The following is a 15,157-nucleotide window of genomic DNA, read 5'->3' on the forward strand; positions in this document are numbered from 1 at the left end:
AGGCTGAACGGAGGTGGGAAGGCTCAGCTCTACTGCTCGGCCAGCGCGCGCAGTTCCAGCATCGCAACCGTCTCACCCGACGTATCGACCCAGCGGACGAAGCCGCTGACCCGTTTGTCGATCTTCGCCGCGTGGCCCTGGAAGATATCGGACAGTCGGTGGTCGAGGAACGGATTGGCGAAGCGTTCCAGGGTGGTCGCGATATAGGCATGTGCTTCGTCCGCCATGCCGTGCGCGGCAAAGCCCGGCCGCACCTCCTGCGCCATCACCCGCTCCAGCGCGGTGCGCGTATCCGCGTCTGCCAGCGCCTCGCGGACCGTCAGGTCCGCCGCGCCGCCGCCGTCATGCCAGCGCGCCGCCAGCCAGCTATGGCCGAGATTGAGGATGTGCAGCTTCAGCCGTTCATACCGCGCCAGATCGTCGGTCAGCACGATGTCGGGATGGGTGAAGGGCAGGTCCAGGCCCGGCTGGCGCTCGATCGCCCAGAGGGCATAGGGTTCGGCGACGGCACCGGCCGGATGAAGCGGCTCGCTGACGATGCGATCGACCAGGGTGTTGGCCCAGACGCACTCGCCCTTCAACCAGTCGAGGAACGCCGCCTCGCGCCCCTGATCCCGTGCAAGCCCCCGAATCGCGGCCCGCAGCACGTCGCCGTTGCGCACCACCAGTTCGCAGGGCAGCAGCGTGACGCCCGCACGCCCCGCCTGCCAGCGCCGGTACAGCAATTCAGTCAGCATCCCGCAAAAGCTCGCCGGCACCTGGCCATGGACGGGCGGGGTCCGGTCCGCGTCGGGGATGGCATAGCCGCTGTCGCCGGTGTTGGAGACGATATGCGTCGCCGCCCCGACCGCCAGATCGACCAGCCGGTCCCAGTCGCCCGCCGCGCTCAGCCCTTCGCGCACGCTGCGCACCTGGACGGTCCGCTCATGGCGCGCGCCGTCGCGCAGGCCGCGAAGGATGACGGGAAAGCCCGCCGGGTCGGCGAAACCGGCCAGCCGCCGCGCCCGTTCGGGATCGCGCGTGGTCTGGACGATGACGATCGGCGGCACCGCCTGCCCGGCCGCACGGGCCTCCTCGGCGAACAGGTCGACATGCGCCTGCAGGAAGCGGCTGGTGCCGAATTGCAGGATGACCGCCGCCTCGCTCATTGCGCGTCCAGCGAGAAGATGCGGTCCATGCCCACCCATTTCTCGCCCGGCGCGGCATGAGGCAGGGTTTTCTGGAAACGGTCCATCGCCGCTTCCCATCGGCCGTCTATGGCCGCCAGCTCGGCCGGAATGGCACGCGGAAAGTCGTCGGCCACCTCGGCGATCATGAACAGGCGGTCACCGGTCCGCCAGATTTCCATCGACAGGAACCCCTTGGCGCGGATCGCCTGGGTCACTTCGGGCCAGGCCGCGCCGGGGGCATGGGCCTTTTCATATTCGGCGATCAGATCGGCATCGGCGACCAGATCCAGGGCGAAACACAGGCGTCGGGCCAATTCGGGCCTCCTCTCTCCGAGACGGTAGGACCAATTCTTTGCGTCCTATCCTCCAGAGGATGTTTTAGCGTTCCCATCTCTTGCCAGCAATGGCATATGTGAGAGTGAAATCGCATATGGGAATTTGGAGAGGGTCGCAATGAAGGCACTGGTCTGTGTCCAGCCGCATGACATCCGTGTCGAGGATCGGCCCGTGCCGGTTCGGGGAGAAGGCGAGGTCCTGATCCGGATGCGCCGTGCCGGGATCTGCGGCACCGACTATCATATCTATGGCGGCAAGCATCCGTTCCTCGAATATCCCCGGCTGATCGGACATGAGCTCGCGGGGGAAATCGCCGAGGTTCCAGAGGGTTCGGCCTTCACGGTCGGACAGGTGGTCACGGTGAACCCCTATATCGCCTGCGGCACCTGCCGCGCCTGTCGCCGCGGCAAGCCCAATTGCTGCGCCCGGATCAGCGTTCTCGGCGTGCATGGGGACGGCGGCATGTGCGAGCTGTTGGCGGTGCCCGAAAGTGCGGTGATCGATGCGGTCGGCCTGTCGCTCGACCAGGCGGCGATGGTCGAGTTTCTGGCGATCGGTGCCCATGCGGTGCGCCGTGCCGGCGTCGCCGAGGGGGAAAGCGTCGCGGTGATTGGCGCCGGGCCGATCGGCGTGGCGGCGGCGCTGTTCGCGCGGATCGCCGGGGCGGGCCGGATCGTGCTGGCCGACACGCGCGCGCCGCGCCTGGCCTATGCGCGCGACCATCTGGGCTTTGCGGAGGGCGTGGTCGCCGACGATGCGCTGGGTGCGACGCTGGCCGAGATGACCTCGGGCGAGATGTTCGACCATGTGTTCGACGCCACCGGCAACATCCACGCGATGCGCGCCGGACTGAACTGGGTGGCGCATGGCGGCAGCTATACGCTGGTCGGCGTGTGCAAGGACGATCTGATCTTTCCCGATCCCGAATTCCACAAGCGCGAGACGACTCTGATCGCCAGCCGCAACGCGCTGTCGGTGGATTTCGACCATGTGATCGCCAGCATCCGCAACGGCGCGGTGCCGACCGACGCGATCCGCACCCACACGCTGACACTGGACGAGGCGCCGACGCGCCTGCCCCAACTGATCGACGAGGCGGATTCGGTGCTGAAGGCGATCGTCACCATCGCCTGAGCGGACCAGGGGCCGCGGGCAACTTCGCTTGCCCGCGGCGGGCCATCGTCCTAATCCTCGGTCGGTGAGGGACGATATGACGGACGACGGGGCGAGGACCAGCGAAGGACGGACGCGCAAGGGCAGCTATGCCGCACCCGCGCTGGACAAGGCGTTCCTGATCATCGAGCTGCTGGCCAACCATCCGGGCGGGATGCTGGTCAGCGAGATGGCGACGGCGCTGGGGCGTTCGCTGGGCGAATTGTTCCGCATCGTCGTGGTGATGGAGGAGGCGCGCTACCTCGAAAAGTCCCCGATCGACGATCGGTACCGCGTCACCTACAAATTCCTCGACATTGCGTATCGCGCCACGCCTGCCCGGCAACTGACCGCCGCCGCGCTGCCCGAGATGCAGTCGCTGGCACTGCATGTCGGCCAGTCCTGCCATCTGGTGGTGATCGAGGGCGGGGCGGGGCTGGTCATCGCGCGCGAGGAGAATCCCGGTACGCGCGGCTTTGCGCTGCGCATGGGCGCGTCGATCGATATTGTCGCCAGCTGTTCGGGCAAGGTGCTGCTCGCCTTTGCCGCACCGGCACAGCTGGGCCGCATCCTGGACCGGGCGGAGGCGGCGCAGGGCCGCGTCATCGACCGCGTGCCGCTGGCCAGGGAACTGGAACGGGTGCGCATTCAGGGGCATGGACTGCGCGAGAGCCCGATCACGCGCGGCGTGACGGATATCAGCGCGCCGGTCTTCGGTTTCGGCGGCGACTGCATGGCGGCGCTGACCATCCCCTTTCTGGAGACGATCGACGGATCACAGCAATGCTCGATCGCGGAGGCGACGCAGATTCTGATCGAAACCACCGCCCGCATCTCGCAAGCGCTCGGGTATCGCGGGGGCGATGCGGGCAACGGGTCGCCCGCATCATACGGATAGCGCCGATCAGTCGGGGCGTATTTCCGTGCCCCGGTGCGTGCCGTTGCCCATCGTCAGATACAGGTGCTGCAACATCGCCGTCATCGCCTTGATGCCCCGGTCGGTCAGGGTGACGGCCAGCCGCCGGTGATCCGCCGGGTCGGTGCGCCGCTGGAGCAGTTCGGCTCCTTCCAGCCGGTCGATCCGTCGCAGCGCGCTAGTGGCGCTTTCGCCCGAGACGAGGATCAGTTCCTTGACGCAGATCGGCCGGTTCTGCTGATCGGCGATGAACAGCTCGAGCATCATGTCCCAGGCGGAGTCGCGGAACACGTCGCGCGGAAAGAATTGTGCGGTCGTGGCGCGCATCAACTGGGTCTGGCGCGCCAGATCAAGCAGGCTGGGGGCCGTGACCTCCCGCATGGCGGACGGCCGGATGCCGCGATGGGCGGGGGGATGATAGAAAGCGGCAAGATCCTTGGGCATGAGGTGATCCTTGGCTGAGGGCGATGGACGGTCCTGTCCATGGCATGGCGGCGGATGGGAGAGGCGGGGATGGCCGGTCATCGTTCGCGCAGTCCTTCGCGGGCGCGGTTGAGCGGCTTCAGGAGATATTGCAGCACGGTCTTGCTGCCCGTGTGGATGTCGGCGGTGGCGATCATGCCGGGCACGATCGGAAAGCGCTTGCCCGCCTTGTTGACCAGCGAGTCCGCCGTCGTGCGCACGAAGACGCGGTAATAATAGACGTCCGGGTTCACCTCGTCGCGGATCGTATCGGGCGAGATGCTGCTGACCTTGCCCTCCAGCCCGCCATAGATGGCATAGTCATAGGCGGTGATCTTGACGCTGGCGCGCTGGCCGGGGCGGATGAAGGCGATGTCGCGCGGCTGGATGCGCGCCTCGACCAGCAGGCGCTCATCCAGCGGCACGATCTCCATGATCTTGCCGTTGGGGGGCACGACGCCGCCGATGGTCGACACCTCGATATTCTTGACCACGCCGCGCACCGGCGAGCGCAGGGTCAGGCGGCTCAGCGTGTCGGAGCGGCCGCGCACGACGGGGGCCAGCGCCTCTACCTCCTCGCTGACCTTGGCCAGGTCCTGCCGCGCCTCGACGATATATTGCGAGCGCAGGTCGGATTTCTTGAGGTCTAGATCGGCACGCTGGCGCTTCAGGCGCAGCACCTCGACATTGCTGGCCGCACCGACCTCGATCAGCGACTCGCCGATGCCGACCTCGCGCCCGATCAGCGCCAGCGACTCGTCGATCAGCCCGATCGAGCTGGCAAGGCTGCGGCGGCGGGCATCATAGAGCCGCTGCTGCTCGGCCTTGAGCGCGGGAAAGGCGTTCAGCTCGGGCGAGAAAGTCAGCGGGGTGCCGTTCACCTCTGCCTGCAACCGCGCCTGCGCGGCCAGCGCGGCACGGTATTTGGCGGCGCTTTCCTCGACGGTCGATCCGGCCTGGGTCGGGTCGAGCTGGGCGAGGATCTGGCCCGGCTTCACGATATCGTCCTGCCGGACCAGCATCTTGGCGAGGATGCCGCCCTCCAGCGATTGCAGCACCTGTTCGCGGCTGGTCGGCACAACGCGGCCGGTGCCTGTCGCGACTTCATCGAGCTTGGCGAACCAGGCCCAGACCAGCAGTACGACGAACAGCGCGGCGAGCGCCCAGTTCATCCGCTTGGCCGCCAGCAGCGGGGCTGCGCCCTCATCGGCGAAGGGCAGGTCGGTGGGATGGGTGAGCGCGGTCATGCCGCCTGACTCCGGCCAGTCTGTCTCTGGGCCGCACCCTGCATGGTGGCGAGCGCCGCCGCCTTGGGCTGGTCGAGCAGGATCTGGCCCTGATCGATGACGATGATCCGGTCGACCAGTTCGAGCACGCGCATCCGGTGTGTCGCGACGATGACGGTGCGGCCCTGACCCCAGACGCGGAAGCGATCGATGAACAGGCGTTCGGCAGCCTCGTCCATCGCGGCGGTGGGTTCGTCGAGCAGCATGACCTGCGGCTGGCGGATCAGCAGGCGGGCGAGCAGCAGCGCCTGTTGCTGACCACCCGACAGGCCCAGCCCGCCTTCGAGTACGACATGCTCCAGCCCGTCGCGCAGCCGCCGGATGAAGTCGATCGCGCCCACCATGTCGAGCGCGGCAAGGATCGTCTCGTTACTGGCCGTCACCGCGCCCATGGTCAGGTTCTCGCGCAGCGTGCCGTGGAACAATCGGCTGTTCTGGGTCAGCAGCGCCACGTCGCGGCGGACATCCGCAGGGTCGATCTGGTGCAGCGCCAGGTCGTCGAGCAGGATTTCGCCCGACACCGGCTGCAACATGCCCGACAGCCCCTGGAGCAGCGTCGACTTGCCAGCGCCGTTGCGCCCCAGCAGCGCGATCTTCTCGCCGCTCGCGATCTCCAGTCTGGGCACGGTCAGTGCGGGCGGGGCGTTGGGGTCGGCATAGGTGAACACCGCGCCGCGTAAGGCAAAGCGGCCATCCACCGAGGGCAGGGGAATACGATGCTCGGCATCGGGATTGTCGACCGGCAGGCCCATGATCTGGTCCAGACTGTTCGCCGCGACCTTCGCATGTTGATAGCGGCCGAGAAGGTGCGAGACCTGTCCCATCGGTGCCATCATGCGGCTGGCCAGCATGGAGGTGGCGACCAGCGCGCCGGTCGTGATGTCGCCCGCGATCACCATCGGCGCGCCGACGAAGATAACGGTGGCGTAGACCGCATTCTGCACGCTCTGCGCCCAGGTCGACAGGCTGGCGGTGAGACCACGAAGCCGCAGCTGCGCCTCCCCCGCCACCGCATTGCAGTGGTTCCACTGGCGCTGGAAACGCTCCTCGGCCTGGAGGGTCTTGATGTCCTCGATCCCCTGTACCGATTCGATCAGCAGGGCGTTGCGCAGCGAGGTCTCGCGCATCGATTCGGTCGCATAGGCGCGCAAACGGCGCTGAGCCAAAAGGCTGGGCAGCAACAACGCAATGAGGGCCACCACCGGCACCAGCGCCAGCGACCCGCCGATAAAGGCGAGGATGACCAGGAACAGGAAGAAAAAGGGCAGGTCCGCCACCGCCGCGACAGTGGTCGAGGTCAGCATGTCGCGCACCTGATCCAAATCGCGAAGCTGCGCGATGAAGGTGCCCGTCGAGGTCGGCCGCGCCCGGTTGCGCACGCGCAGCGCATGGCCGAACACCACATCCGACAGGCGCAGATCGGCGCGTTTGCCCAATATGTCGGTGATCCCGACGCGCAGGCGGCGTAGGACGAAATCGAAGCCCGTCGCCAGGATGACGCCGATGAACAGGATGTAGAGCGTTGGCATCGACTGGGCGGGGACGACGCGGTCATAGACCTGCATCGAGAAGAGCACCCCCGCCAGCCCCAGGCAGTTGGTGACGACCGAGGCGATGGCGACATGGCCATAGCCCTTCATGTCCTGAAGGAGCAGGCTGCGAAGCCAATGCTCCTCGAAGGGGCGGATATAGCTGTCGACTCGGATATCCTTCGCCGAGCGGGCGGGGCGCGGGACGACGAACATCCGCGTCTGTTCGACCAGGGTGGACAGCGGGCGCTGCGCGTTCTGCCCTTCCTCGCCCGCGACCGAGAAGACCGCCTGGCCGTCGGCATCGATGCCGGTGATCAGCGCCAGCTCGCCATCGTTCAGCCATGCGATGACCGGCAGTCGCCAGCTGGTCAGCCGCATCGCGCCCGGCACCACGAAGCGGACCGACAGGCCGCTCGCCCGCGCCAGCGCCCGGACGCGCGCCTCTTCGTCGCCGCCGCCTTGCCACAAGGTCGTCAGCCGCGCGCGCTGCTCGGCGAAGGGCATGCGGTAATGGCGTGCGACCTGCCCCATCATGTCGATCCAGCCGAGCGGATCGGTTTGGGGCTGGGTCGGGCCGCTCATAGCGTCACGCCCCGGATCGAGGAGCCGGTCAGCCCGAAATCGTCACGCGCCCGGCCGGAATAATAAAGGCATTCGATCGCCAGCCGCCGCAGGTCGTGGGTGGTGTTGACCGCATCGAAGCGCGCCTGCTGCAATTCCTGTTCGGCGTTGAGCAGGTCGACCAGCGTACGCGTGCCCATATCGAGATATTGCAGGCGATAGAGCTTGCCGGTCTCGACCATATTGTCCTGTCGCTCGGCCAGCGTGCCGAGCAGTTGCGACAGCCCGGCGACCTGCTGTTGCGTGGCGGCCAGCGCCTGGCCCACCTCGTTGCGGGCGGCCTGTTCGGCGGCCTGCGCGGCGCGGACTCCGTAATCGGCGCTGCGCGCGCGGGCGCGCACGGCATTGCCGCCGAACACGTCGCTGCTGACGTTCAGCCCGAAATTGTAGAGGCTTCGGTCGGAAAAGGGGGAGGCGACATCGGTCGCGGCGTCGCCCGCCAGCGCGATGGTGGGCAGGCGTGCGGCATGGACGCGGCGGCTTTCGGCGCTGGCCTGTTCATATTGCGCCCGGGCGCGCATGATCGCGGGGATGTCGGCCCATTCGACGGTCGCGGCACGGTTGCAGCTGGCCATCAGCCAGTCGGGCACCGCCGGGTCGACCACCGGTGCCGTCTCGCGGCCCAGCAGAAAGGCCAGGCTGGTCGTCCAGCGGCGTTGCTCCGCCTCGATCCGGGTCAGCGTCGCTTCGGCGGCGGCGACGCGCGATTGCGCCTGAAGCGCGTCGGAGCGGGTGGTCGCCCCCTTGCCGAACCGTTGGTCGACCAGCGCGCTGATCTCGCGGATACGGCCCAGCTGCTCCATCGCGATTGTCCGCAGCGCGGCGTTGCGCTGCACCTCGACCAAGGCGAAGCCGGTATCTCGGATCAGCCCGTCGACCGCCAGCAACAGGTCCGCGCGGCCGATCCGGGTGCCCGCGCGGGCGGACTCGACCGCGCCCGCGACCTTGCCGAAATCATAGATCATCTGCGAGGCGGAGACTTGCGGGCGGGGCCGCCAGGCACTGCCCAGCCGGTTGTCATAGCCGCTGCCGACGCCCGCGCTGATCCGGGGCAGATAGCCTGCCCGCGCGACCTCGATATCCTCAGCCCGCGCCTCGATGGTCGCCGTCGCCTGGACGACCGAAGGGTGCCAGGCCAGGACCTCGTGCATCGCACTTTCCATCGTCACGACGGCGGGGTCCGCCGCCGCCGTGGCCGTGATGGCGCTCATCGCGATCATCACCCTCCCGAACCGTATCGATCGCATCTGGTAGCGTTCTCGCCACTCTCGCTTCATCGACCGCATATTGTGACCTCTCCTGACAAAGAGGCTGACTAAACTATTTAAACAAAAAGGGATTAGACGCCGAAGGGAAACCCCTTCGGCGCCCGAAATCAACTCCGTTTTCGGATGTATGCGCAAGATGGTCAGACCAGATGCAGGGTCGCCAGCCTTTCCTGTTCCGGATCGACCGAAACGGTCAGATAGCCGAGCGGATCATGCGTCACCGGGTCCTGTGCGCTGATGTCCGAAGCACTTGGCATCGGCGAAGAATCACCCGCGTCGGCAAGAGATTCGCTCGGCAGGGTTTCGCCTGCCGGGCTCTGCGCGTCGAGATAGCGGGACAGCACATCCTCGATGCTGCCCTGGTCCTCCATCAGCGACAGCGCGATGTTGGCATCCGCCTGGTCCAGGGACAGCGGCACCGCGTCCTGATCGACCGCCAGCGCCATCGATACGACATCGCTGTGCACCTGCACCGGCTCCTCCAGCGCGAAGGCGGTCAGCGTCGTCGGAAAGACGGGGGCGACGCCGTTGTTGATGTCGATCGCCACGTCCAGCCGCGCGGTCGAGACCTGCCCGTCGGGCTGCACGATCTGATAGGTGAAGCGGTCGATCGGATCGGTCGCGGCATAGCCCAGGTTTGCGAAGGGCTGATAGCTATACTGCCCGACCTCGTTGACGGTCAGCGTGCCATAGGTGCCGGTCAGCGTTCGGCCTGCATCGCCGACATCCACGAACGTGCCGCCGACCAGCATCTTGATGCCCAGGAAATCGCTGCCCAGCGTATCGTTGGCCAGCAGGTCGCCGCTGACCGGCGTGGTGCCGGACAGGGCGAACCGGTCGAGATGGGTGACCGTCTCCGCGACATAGACATTGGTGGTATAACCCAGCCCCAGGGTGTTGGTGCTGGTGACGGTGTAGTTGTACGTGCCCGAGGGCAGGTTGTTGATCGTCACGCTGATGCCCGAGCCGACCAACCCGCCAGCCCCGATCAGGGCCGTGCCGGACGCGGTGCCGACCACCGCGCCCGCCGCATTGGTGACGGTGATGGTATAGCTGGGCACGACCGACAGGCCCGGTGCGATCGCCGCCGTCAGGGTGACGTTGGCGACGCTGTTCGCATCGACCGTGAAACTGTCGGTGATCTGACCCGTCCGCGCGCCGGTCAGCGCGATGGCGGTCGGCGTGGCGAAGGACGAGTCGACCGTGGCCGGGACGGTTTCCACGACATTGACGAAGGTCGCCGCCGCGGTCGCCACGTCGTTCACCGCGATCGGCGCGCCGGTGATGTCCGGACTGCCGATCGAGATGGTCAGCGTCGCGCTCTCCCGCTCGCCGTCGCTGGCGTCGAACAGCGTATAGGTGAAGCGGTCGGTCTTGCCGAGCACGGCGGTATCGGCATTGGGCGTGTAGCTGTAACGGCCATCGCTGCCCATGATCAGCGTGCCCCATTGCCCGACCACCGTGGCACTGCCGGTGACGGCGGTCGTCACCCCGTTCAGCGTGACGCTTTCGACGCGGGTCTGCGGGCTGACCACATCGACCTGACCCGTGGGGCCGGGATCGGTGATGACATTGCCGTTCGTCACGACGGGCACGATCTGGCCGACATCGGTGAAGTCCGAGTCCACGCCGGTGACGCTGAGCCCGCCGAGCAGGCCGACGCCCGCCGTATTGTCGAAGGTGACGAAGGCCCGGTACTGGCCCGGCGCCAGATCGTCGGCGGTGGCGACGAGATTGCCGCCCAGCAGGCTGACCTCCAGCAGCGAGGAATTGCCGCCGCCGTTCACCGCGACCCAGTTGGTGCCGTCGAACCGCTGGAGCACCACCGAGTAACCGCTGGCGACGCCCAGCGACAGGGTGGCGTCATAGGTGAAGGTCGCATCCAGCGTATGGCCCTGCTGCACCGTGAACTGGACATTGGGGATGGCCAGGACCTGTGCGTTCAGATTGACGAGCCCGAGCGAGACGAGGGCCGTGTAATTGGCATTGCCCAGGGTTTCGTTGGTCTGCACCGGCACCAGATCGACCTGTGCCGTGGCGACATTGTCGAACGCGCTGATGTCGAAGGGCGCGATGACCGCGACCGTGCCCGACACATTGCCCGCCCCGTCGCGAAGCCCGACGTTCAGCGTCTCGCCCGCGACCTGCGGCGTGGCGAGCGTGACGGCAAAGGTGCCGCCTGCGGCCACCGTGCCAGTGCCGACGACGGTGCCGCCCGCGTTGCGGACCTCCACCGTGGTACCGGCTTCGCCCGTGCCGGTGACGATCGTTCCCGTGCCGTTGATCGCAGCGGTGGGGGTCGCCGGAGGCGTGATGTCGGGTGCGGCCAGCGGGGCCTGGGGCGAGACATTGCCCGCGGCGTCCGCCTGCGTGACGGTCAGTGCCTGGCCATTGGCCTGCGGGACGATCAGCGTGGCGGTATAGGCACCGTTCGCATCGACGACCGCAGTGCCGACCAGCTGTCCCTGCGCGCCGAGGATCCGTACCGTCGCGCCGGGCTCGCCCGAGCCGGTGACGATCGTGCCCGTGCCGTTGATCGTGGCCACGGGCAAGGCCGGTGGCGTAATGTCCGGCGCGGTCAGCGGGCTGGGCGCGGAGGCATTGCCCGCCGCATCGGCCTGGGTCACGGTCAGCGCCTGGCCATTGGCCTGCGCCGTGGTGAGCGTGACCGTATAGCTGCCGTTCGCCGCGACGATGGCGGTGCCGATCGGATTGCCGCCTGCATCGCGCACGGTGACGGTCGCGCCAGCCTCACCCTGACCCGTGACCAGCGTGCCGACGCCGTTGATCGCGGCGGTTAGCCCGGTAGGCGCGGTGATGTCGGGCGCGGTAGCCTGGGCGATGGGCGAGACATTGCCCGCCGCGTCGACCTGGGTCAGCGTCACGACCTGACCATTGGCCTGGGCGGGTGTCAGCGATGCGGTGAAGGTGCCGTTGGCGTCGACCAGCGCGGTGCCGATGACCACGCCGCCCAGACCCCGGATGGTGACGGTCGCGCCCGCCTCGCCGGTGCCGGTCAGGGTGGTGCCGTTGCCCGTCACGGTGCCGATGGGCGCGAGCGGGGCGGTCAGGTCCGGCGCAATGACGGTGGCGGGCGTCGAGACATTGCCCGCCGCATCCGCCTGGCTCACCTGCAGCAACTGGGCATTAAGCTGCGCCGGAGTCAGGGTCACCGCATAGCTGCCATTCGACGCCACGATGGCGGTGCCCAGCACCGTGCCGCCGGGATCGCGGATGGTGACGGTCGCGCCCGCCTCGCCGGTGCCGGTCACGACGCTGCCCGTCCCGTTGATGACGGCGGTCAAGCCTACGGGCGCGGTGATGTCGGGTGCGGTGGTCTGGCCAAGGGGCGAGACATTGCCCGCGGCGTCCGCCTGGGTCAGCGTCACGATCTGGCCATTGGCCTGGGCCGGGGTCAGCGGAGCGGTGAAATTGCCGTTCGCATCGACGATGGCGGTGCCGATGATCGCACCACCGGCACTCCGGATGGTGACGGTCGCGCCGACCTCGCCGGTGCCGGTCAGGCTGGTGCCGTCGCCCGACACCGTGCCGATGGGCGCGAGCGGGGCGGTCAGGTCGGGCGCGATGACGGTGGCGGGTGTCGAGGCATTGCCCGCCGCATCGGCCTGCGTCACCTGCAGCACCTGCGCATTCAACTGCGCCGGGGTCAGGATCGCGGCATAGGTGCCATTGGCGGCGACGACCGCCGTGCCCAGTACCGCACCGCCCGCATCACGGATGGTGACGGTCGCACCCGCCTCGCCCGCGCCGGTGACGAGATTGCCCGCCCCGTTGATCGCGGCGGTCAGGCCGATGGGCGCGGTGATGTCGGGCGCGGTGGCCTGGGCGAGCGGCGAGACATTGCCCGCCGCATCCGCCTGGGTCAGCGTCACGATCTGGCCGTTGGCCTGGGCCGGGGTCAGCGGCACGGTGAAATTGCCGTTCGCATCGACCACGGCGGTGCCCAGCACCGCACCGCCCAGGCTGCGGATGGTGACGGTCGCACCGACCTCCCCGGTGCCGGTCAGCGTGGTGCCGTCACCCGATATGGTGCCGATCGGGGCCAGCGGGGCGGTCAGGTCCGGCGCGATGACGGTGGCGGGCGTCGAGACATTGCCCGCCGCATCGGCCTCCGTGACCTGCAAGACCTGCGCGTTGAGCTGGGCCGGGGTCAGGATCGCGGCATAGGTGCCGTTGGCAGCGACGATTGCCGTACCCAGCACCGTGCCGCCCGCGTCGCGGATGGTGACGGTGCCGCCAGCCTCGCCGGTGCCGGTGACCAGGTTCCCTGCGCCGTTGATCGCGGCGGTCAGGCCGATGGGCGCGGTGATGTCGGGCGCGGTGGCCTGCGCGATGGGCGAGATATTGCCCGCCGCATCCGCCTGGGTCAGCGTCACGACCTGACCGTTCGCCTGGGCCGGAGTCAGCGGGGCGGTGAAATTGCCGTTCGCGTCGACCACGGCGCTGCCCAGCACCGCACCACCGGCACCCCGGATGGTGACGGTCGCGCCGACCTCACCGGTGCCGGTCAGGCTCGTGCCGTCGCCCGACACGATGCCGATGGGCGCGAGCGGCGCGGTTAGGTCGGGGGCGATGACGGGGGAGGCGGGCGAGGCATTGCCCGCCGCATCGCTCTGCACGACGGTCAGCGGCTGGCCGTCGACCTGCGGCGTGGCGAGCGTCACGGCATAGGCGCCGTTCACGGCCACAATGGCGGTGCCGAGCGTCGCGCCGTTGGCGTCGAGCACCCGCACCGTCGCACCGACCTCGCCCGTCCCCATGACCAGCGAGCCGGTCGGGTCGATCATGGCAGTGGGCGCGTCGGGGGCGACCGATGCCGAGGGCGATGACCGTGGCGGGGGGCGAGACATCGCCCTCGGCATCGGTCTGGGTCACGCGCACCGTCTCGCCATTGCGCTGCGGCGTGGTCAGCGTGGCGGTATAGTTGCCGTCTCCGGCGACCTGCGCATTGCCGATCACCGCGCCATTGGCGTCGCGCACGATGATCGCCGCGCCGACCTGTCCGGTGCCCGAAACGCTCGCGCCATCGAGGGCGATGATCGCGGTCGGGGCGCCGGGCGTGTCGTTGGGGATCAGGTCGGGTGCGACCGCATTGCTGGCGGCGGATACATTGCCCGCCGCATCCGCCTGGGTCAGGGTCAGCAGCTGTCCATTGGTCAGCGCGGTGGCCAGCGTCACGCTGAAGCTGCCGTCCGGGTTCACCGGCACGGTGGCGAGGACCAGCCCGACCGGATCGGTGATCGTCACCGTCGCGCCGATTTCGCCGGTTCCAGTGATCACCGTTCCATCTGCCGAGACGGTCGCCACCGGCGCGTCCGGGGCCGTGCGGTCGAGCGCGGTCACGGTGGTCGCGAGCGATCCATTGCCCGTGGCGTCCGCCTGGATAACGCTCAGCACCTGGCTATTGAGCTGGGGGGCGGACAGGATGACCGTATAGGCACCCTGCGGCCCGACGATCCCGGTGCCGAGCACGCCACCGCCCGCGTCGCGCACCGTGACGGTCGCGCCGACCTCTCCCTGGCCGCTGACGATGGTGCCCGTCGCATCCAGCGCCGCCACCGGGGCAGCGGGTGGGGTGATGTCGGGGGCGAGGGCATTGGTCGGGATGGAGACATTGCCCGCCGCATCGGTCAGCGTCGCGCTGACCGTCCCGCCATTGGCCTGGGCGGGGGTCAGCGGCACGCTGAAGCTGCCGTCCGCGCCGACCTGGCCAGTGCCGATCACCGTGCCGCTGGCGTCACGCAGGGTGACGATGGCCCCGACCTCGCCGCTACCGGTGGCATTGGCGCCGGTGCCGTCGAGCGTGAAGACGGGGGCGAGCGGCGCGGTCAGATCGGGTGCGGTGGCGGGGCTGGGTGGAGAGGTGTTGCCCGCCGCATCCGCCTGCGTCACCTGAAGCACCTGACCGTTCAGCTGCGCGGTGGTCAGGGTCAGCGCATAGGCGCCGGTGGCGCCCGCCGTGCCGGTACCGATGATCGTGCCATCGGGCGCGCGCACGGTGATGGCCGCGCCCGCCTCCGCCTGGCCGCTGACGATGATGCCGGTGGCGTCGACGCTGGCGGTCAGTCCGATCGGTGCGGTGGTGTCGAGTGCGGTCAGCGCCAGCGGTGGCGAGACATTGCCCGCCGCATCGGCCTGGACCACCGACAGGGTCTGACCGTTGAGCTGCGCGCTTGCCAGCGGCACCGAGAAGCTGCCGTCCGCAGCGACCTGCGCCGTGCCGAGCGGCTGACCCGCGGCGTCGCGCACCGTGACGGTCGCGCCGGGCTCACCGGTGCCGTTGACCAGCGTGCCGTCCGCCGAGACGGTGCCGATGGGGGCAAGCGGCGCGGTGAGGTCGGGCGCCACGGGCGCGAGCGGCTGGGAGACATTGCCCGCCGCATCGGCTTGGGTC

General features: G+C 68.6%; 9 protein-coding genes and 1 pseudogene. 2 read left to right on the forward strand and 8 right to left on the reverse strand.

Features of this window, described 5'->3' with window-relative positions; genetic code table 11:
- Positions 1-29: 29 nt before the first annotated feature.
- Complete coding sequence (locus NS355_RS16315) at positions 30-1,148, reverse strand: D-mannonate oxidoreductase (RefSeq protein ID WP_058746647.1); 1,119 nt, start codon at positions 1,146-1,148, stop codon at positions 30-32.
- The gene (locus NS355_RS16320; RefSeq protein WP_058746648.1) at positions 1,145-1,483 is read right to left on the reverse strand and encodes an L-rhamnose mutarotase; all 339 of its coding nucleotides are present in this window, start codon (positions 1,481-1,483) and stop codon (positions 1,145-1,147) included. Before NS355_RS16320 ends, NS355_RS16315 begins: the two co-directional genes overlap by 4 nt.
- Before the next feature lie 139 nt (positions 1,484-1,622).
- Here NS355_RS16320 and NS355_RS16325 point away from each other — a divergent pair, with 139 nt between their 5' ends.
- Both NS355_RS16325 and NS355_RS16330 read left to right on the forward strand, forming a co-directional pair.
- The gene (locus NS355_RS16325) at positions 1,623-2,639 is read left to right on the forward strand and encodes a zinc-binding alcohol dehydrogenase family protein (RefSeq protein WP_058746649.1); all 1,017 of its coding nucleotides are present in this window, start codon (positions 1,623-1,625) and stop codon (positions 2,637-2,639) included.
- Between the two features lie 76 nt (positions 2,640-2,715).
- Positions 2,716-3,555: an IclR family transcriptional regulator gene (locus tag NS355_RS16330; protein WP_058746650.1), complete on the forward strand. Its 840-nt coding sequence runs from the start codon at positions 2,716-2,718 to the stop codon at positions 3,553-3,555.
- A 6-nt stretch (positions 3,556-3,561) separates the two neighbouring features.
- On the opposite strand, the gene NS355_RS16335 is transcribed toward NS355_RS16330, so the two are convergent.
- From NS355_RS16335 to NS355_RS18820, 6 genes and pseudogenes are all read right to left on the reverse strand, one after another.
- Positions 3,562-4,017, reverse strand: a complete 456-nt coding sequence (locus tag NS355_RS16335; RefSeq protein ID WP_084788052.1) for a winged helix DNA-binding protein — start codon at positions 4,015-4,017, stop codon at positions 3,562-3,564.
- A 77-nt stretch (positions 4,018-4,094) separates the two neighbouring features.
- Complete coding sequence (locus tag NS355_RS16340; protein ID WP_058746651.1) at positions 4,095-5,282, reverse strand: HlyD family efflux transporter periplasmic adaptor subunit; 1,188 nt, start codon at positions 5,280-5,282, stop codon at positions 4,095-4,097.
- On the reverse strand, positions 5,279-7,435 hold the full coding sequence (locus NS355_RS16345; RefSeq protein ID WP_058746652.1) for a type I secretion system permease/ATPase: 2,157 nt from the start codon (positions 7,433-7,435) through the stop codon (positions 5,279-5,281). Before NS355_RS16345 ends, NS355_RS16340 begins: the two co-directional genes overlap by 4 nt.
- Positions 7,432-8,685, reverse strand: coding sequence for a TolC family protein (locus tag NS355_RS16350; RefSeq protein ID WP_244489722.1), 1,254 nt, complete (start codon positions 8,683-8,685; stop codon positions 7,432-7,434). Before NS355_RS16350 ends, NS355_RS16345 begins: the two co-directional genes overlap by 4 nt.
- A gap of 197 nt (positions 8,686-8,882) precedes the next feature.
- A complete protein-coding gene (locus tag NS355_RS19350) occupies positions 8,883-13,550 on the reverse strand; it encodes a BapA/Bap/LapF family large adhesin (RefSeq protein WP_058746654.1) in 4,668 nt (1,555 codons plus the stop codon).
- 94 nt (positions 13,551-13,644) lie between these two features.
- Positions 13,645-15,111 (reverse strand): annotated as a pseudogene (locus NS355_RS18820) (Ig-like domain-containing protein); the annotation flags it as partial.
- Positions 15,112-15,157 lie beyond the last annotated feature (46 nt).

The sequence above is a fragment of the Sphingomonas yabuuchiae genome, assembly GCF_001477495.1.
Classification (GTDB): Bacteria; Pseudomonadota; Alphaproteobacteria; order Sphingomonadales; family Sphingomonadaceae; genus Sphingomonas; species Sphingomonas yabuuchiae_A.

Coding starts and splice junctions, on each gene's coding strand:
- NS355_RS16345 (WP_058746652.1), bottom strand. CDS start 7,435: ATGAGCGGCCCGACCCAGCCCCAAACCGATCCGCTCGGCTGGATCGAC.
- NS355_RS16350 (WP_244489722.1), bottom strand. CDS start 8,685: ATGAGCGCCATCACGGCCACGGCGGCGGCGGACCCCGCCGTCGTGACG.
- NS355_RS16335 (WP_084788052.1), bottom strand. CDS start 4,017: ATGCCCAAGGATCTTGCCGCTTTCTATCATCCCCCCGCCCATCGCGGC.
- NS355_RS16315 (WP_058746647.1), bottom strand. CDS start 1,148: ATGAGCGAGGCGGCGGTCATCCTGCAATTCGGCACCAGCCGCTTCCTG.
- NS355_RS16340 (WP_058746651.1), bottom strand. CDS start 5,282: ATGACCGCGCTCACCCATCCCACCGACCTGCCCTTCGCCGATGAGGGC.
- NS355_RS16330 (WP_058746650.1), top strand. CDS start 2,716: ATGACGGACGACGGGGCGAGGACCAGCGAAGGACGGACGCGCAAGGGC.
- NS355_RS16325 (WP_058746649.1), top strand. CDS start 1,623: ATGAAGGCACTGGTCTGTGTCCAGCCGCATGACATCCGTGTCGAGGAT.
- NS355_RS19350 (WP_058746654.1), bottom strand. CDS start 13,550: ATGATCGACCCGACCGGCTCGCTGGTCATGGGGACGGGCGAGGTCGGT.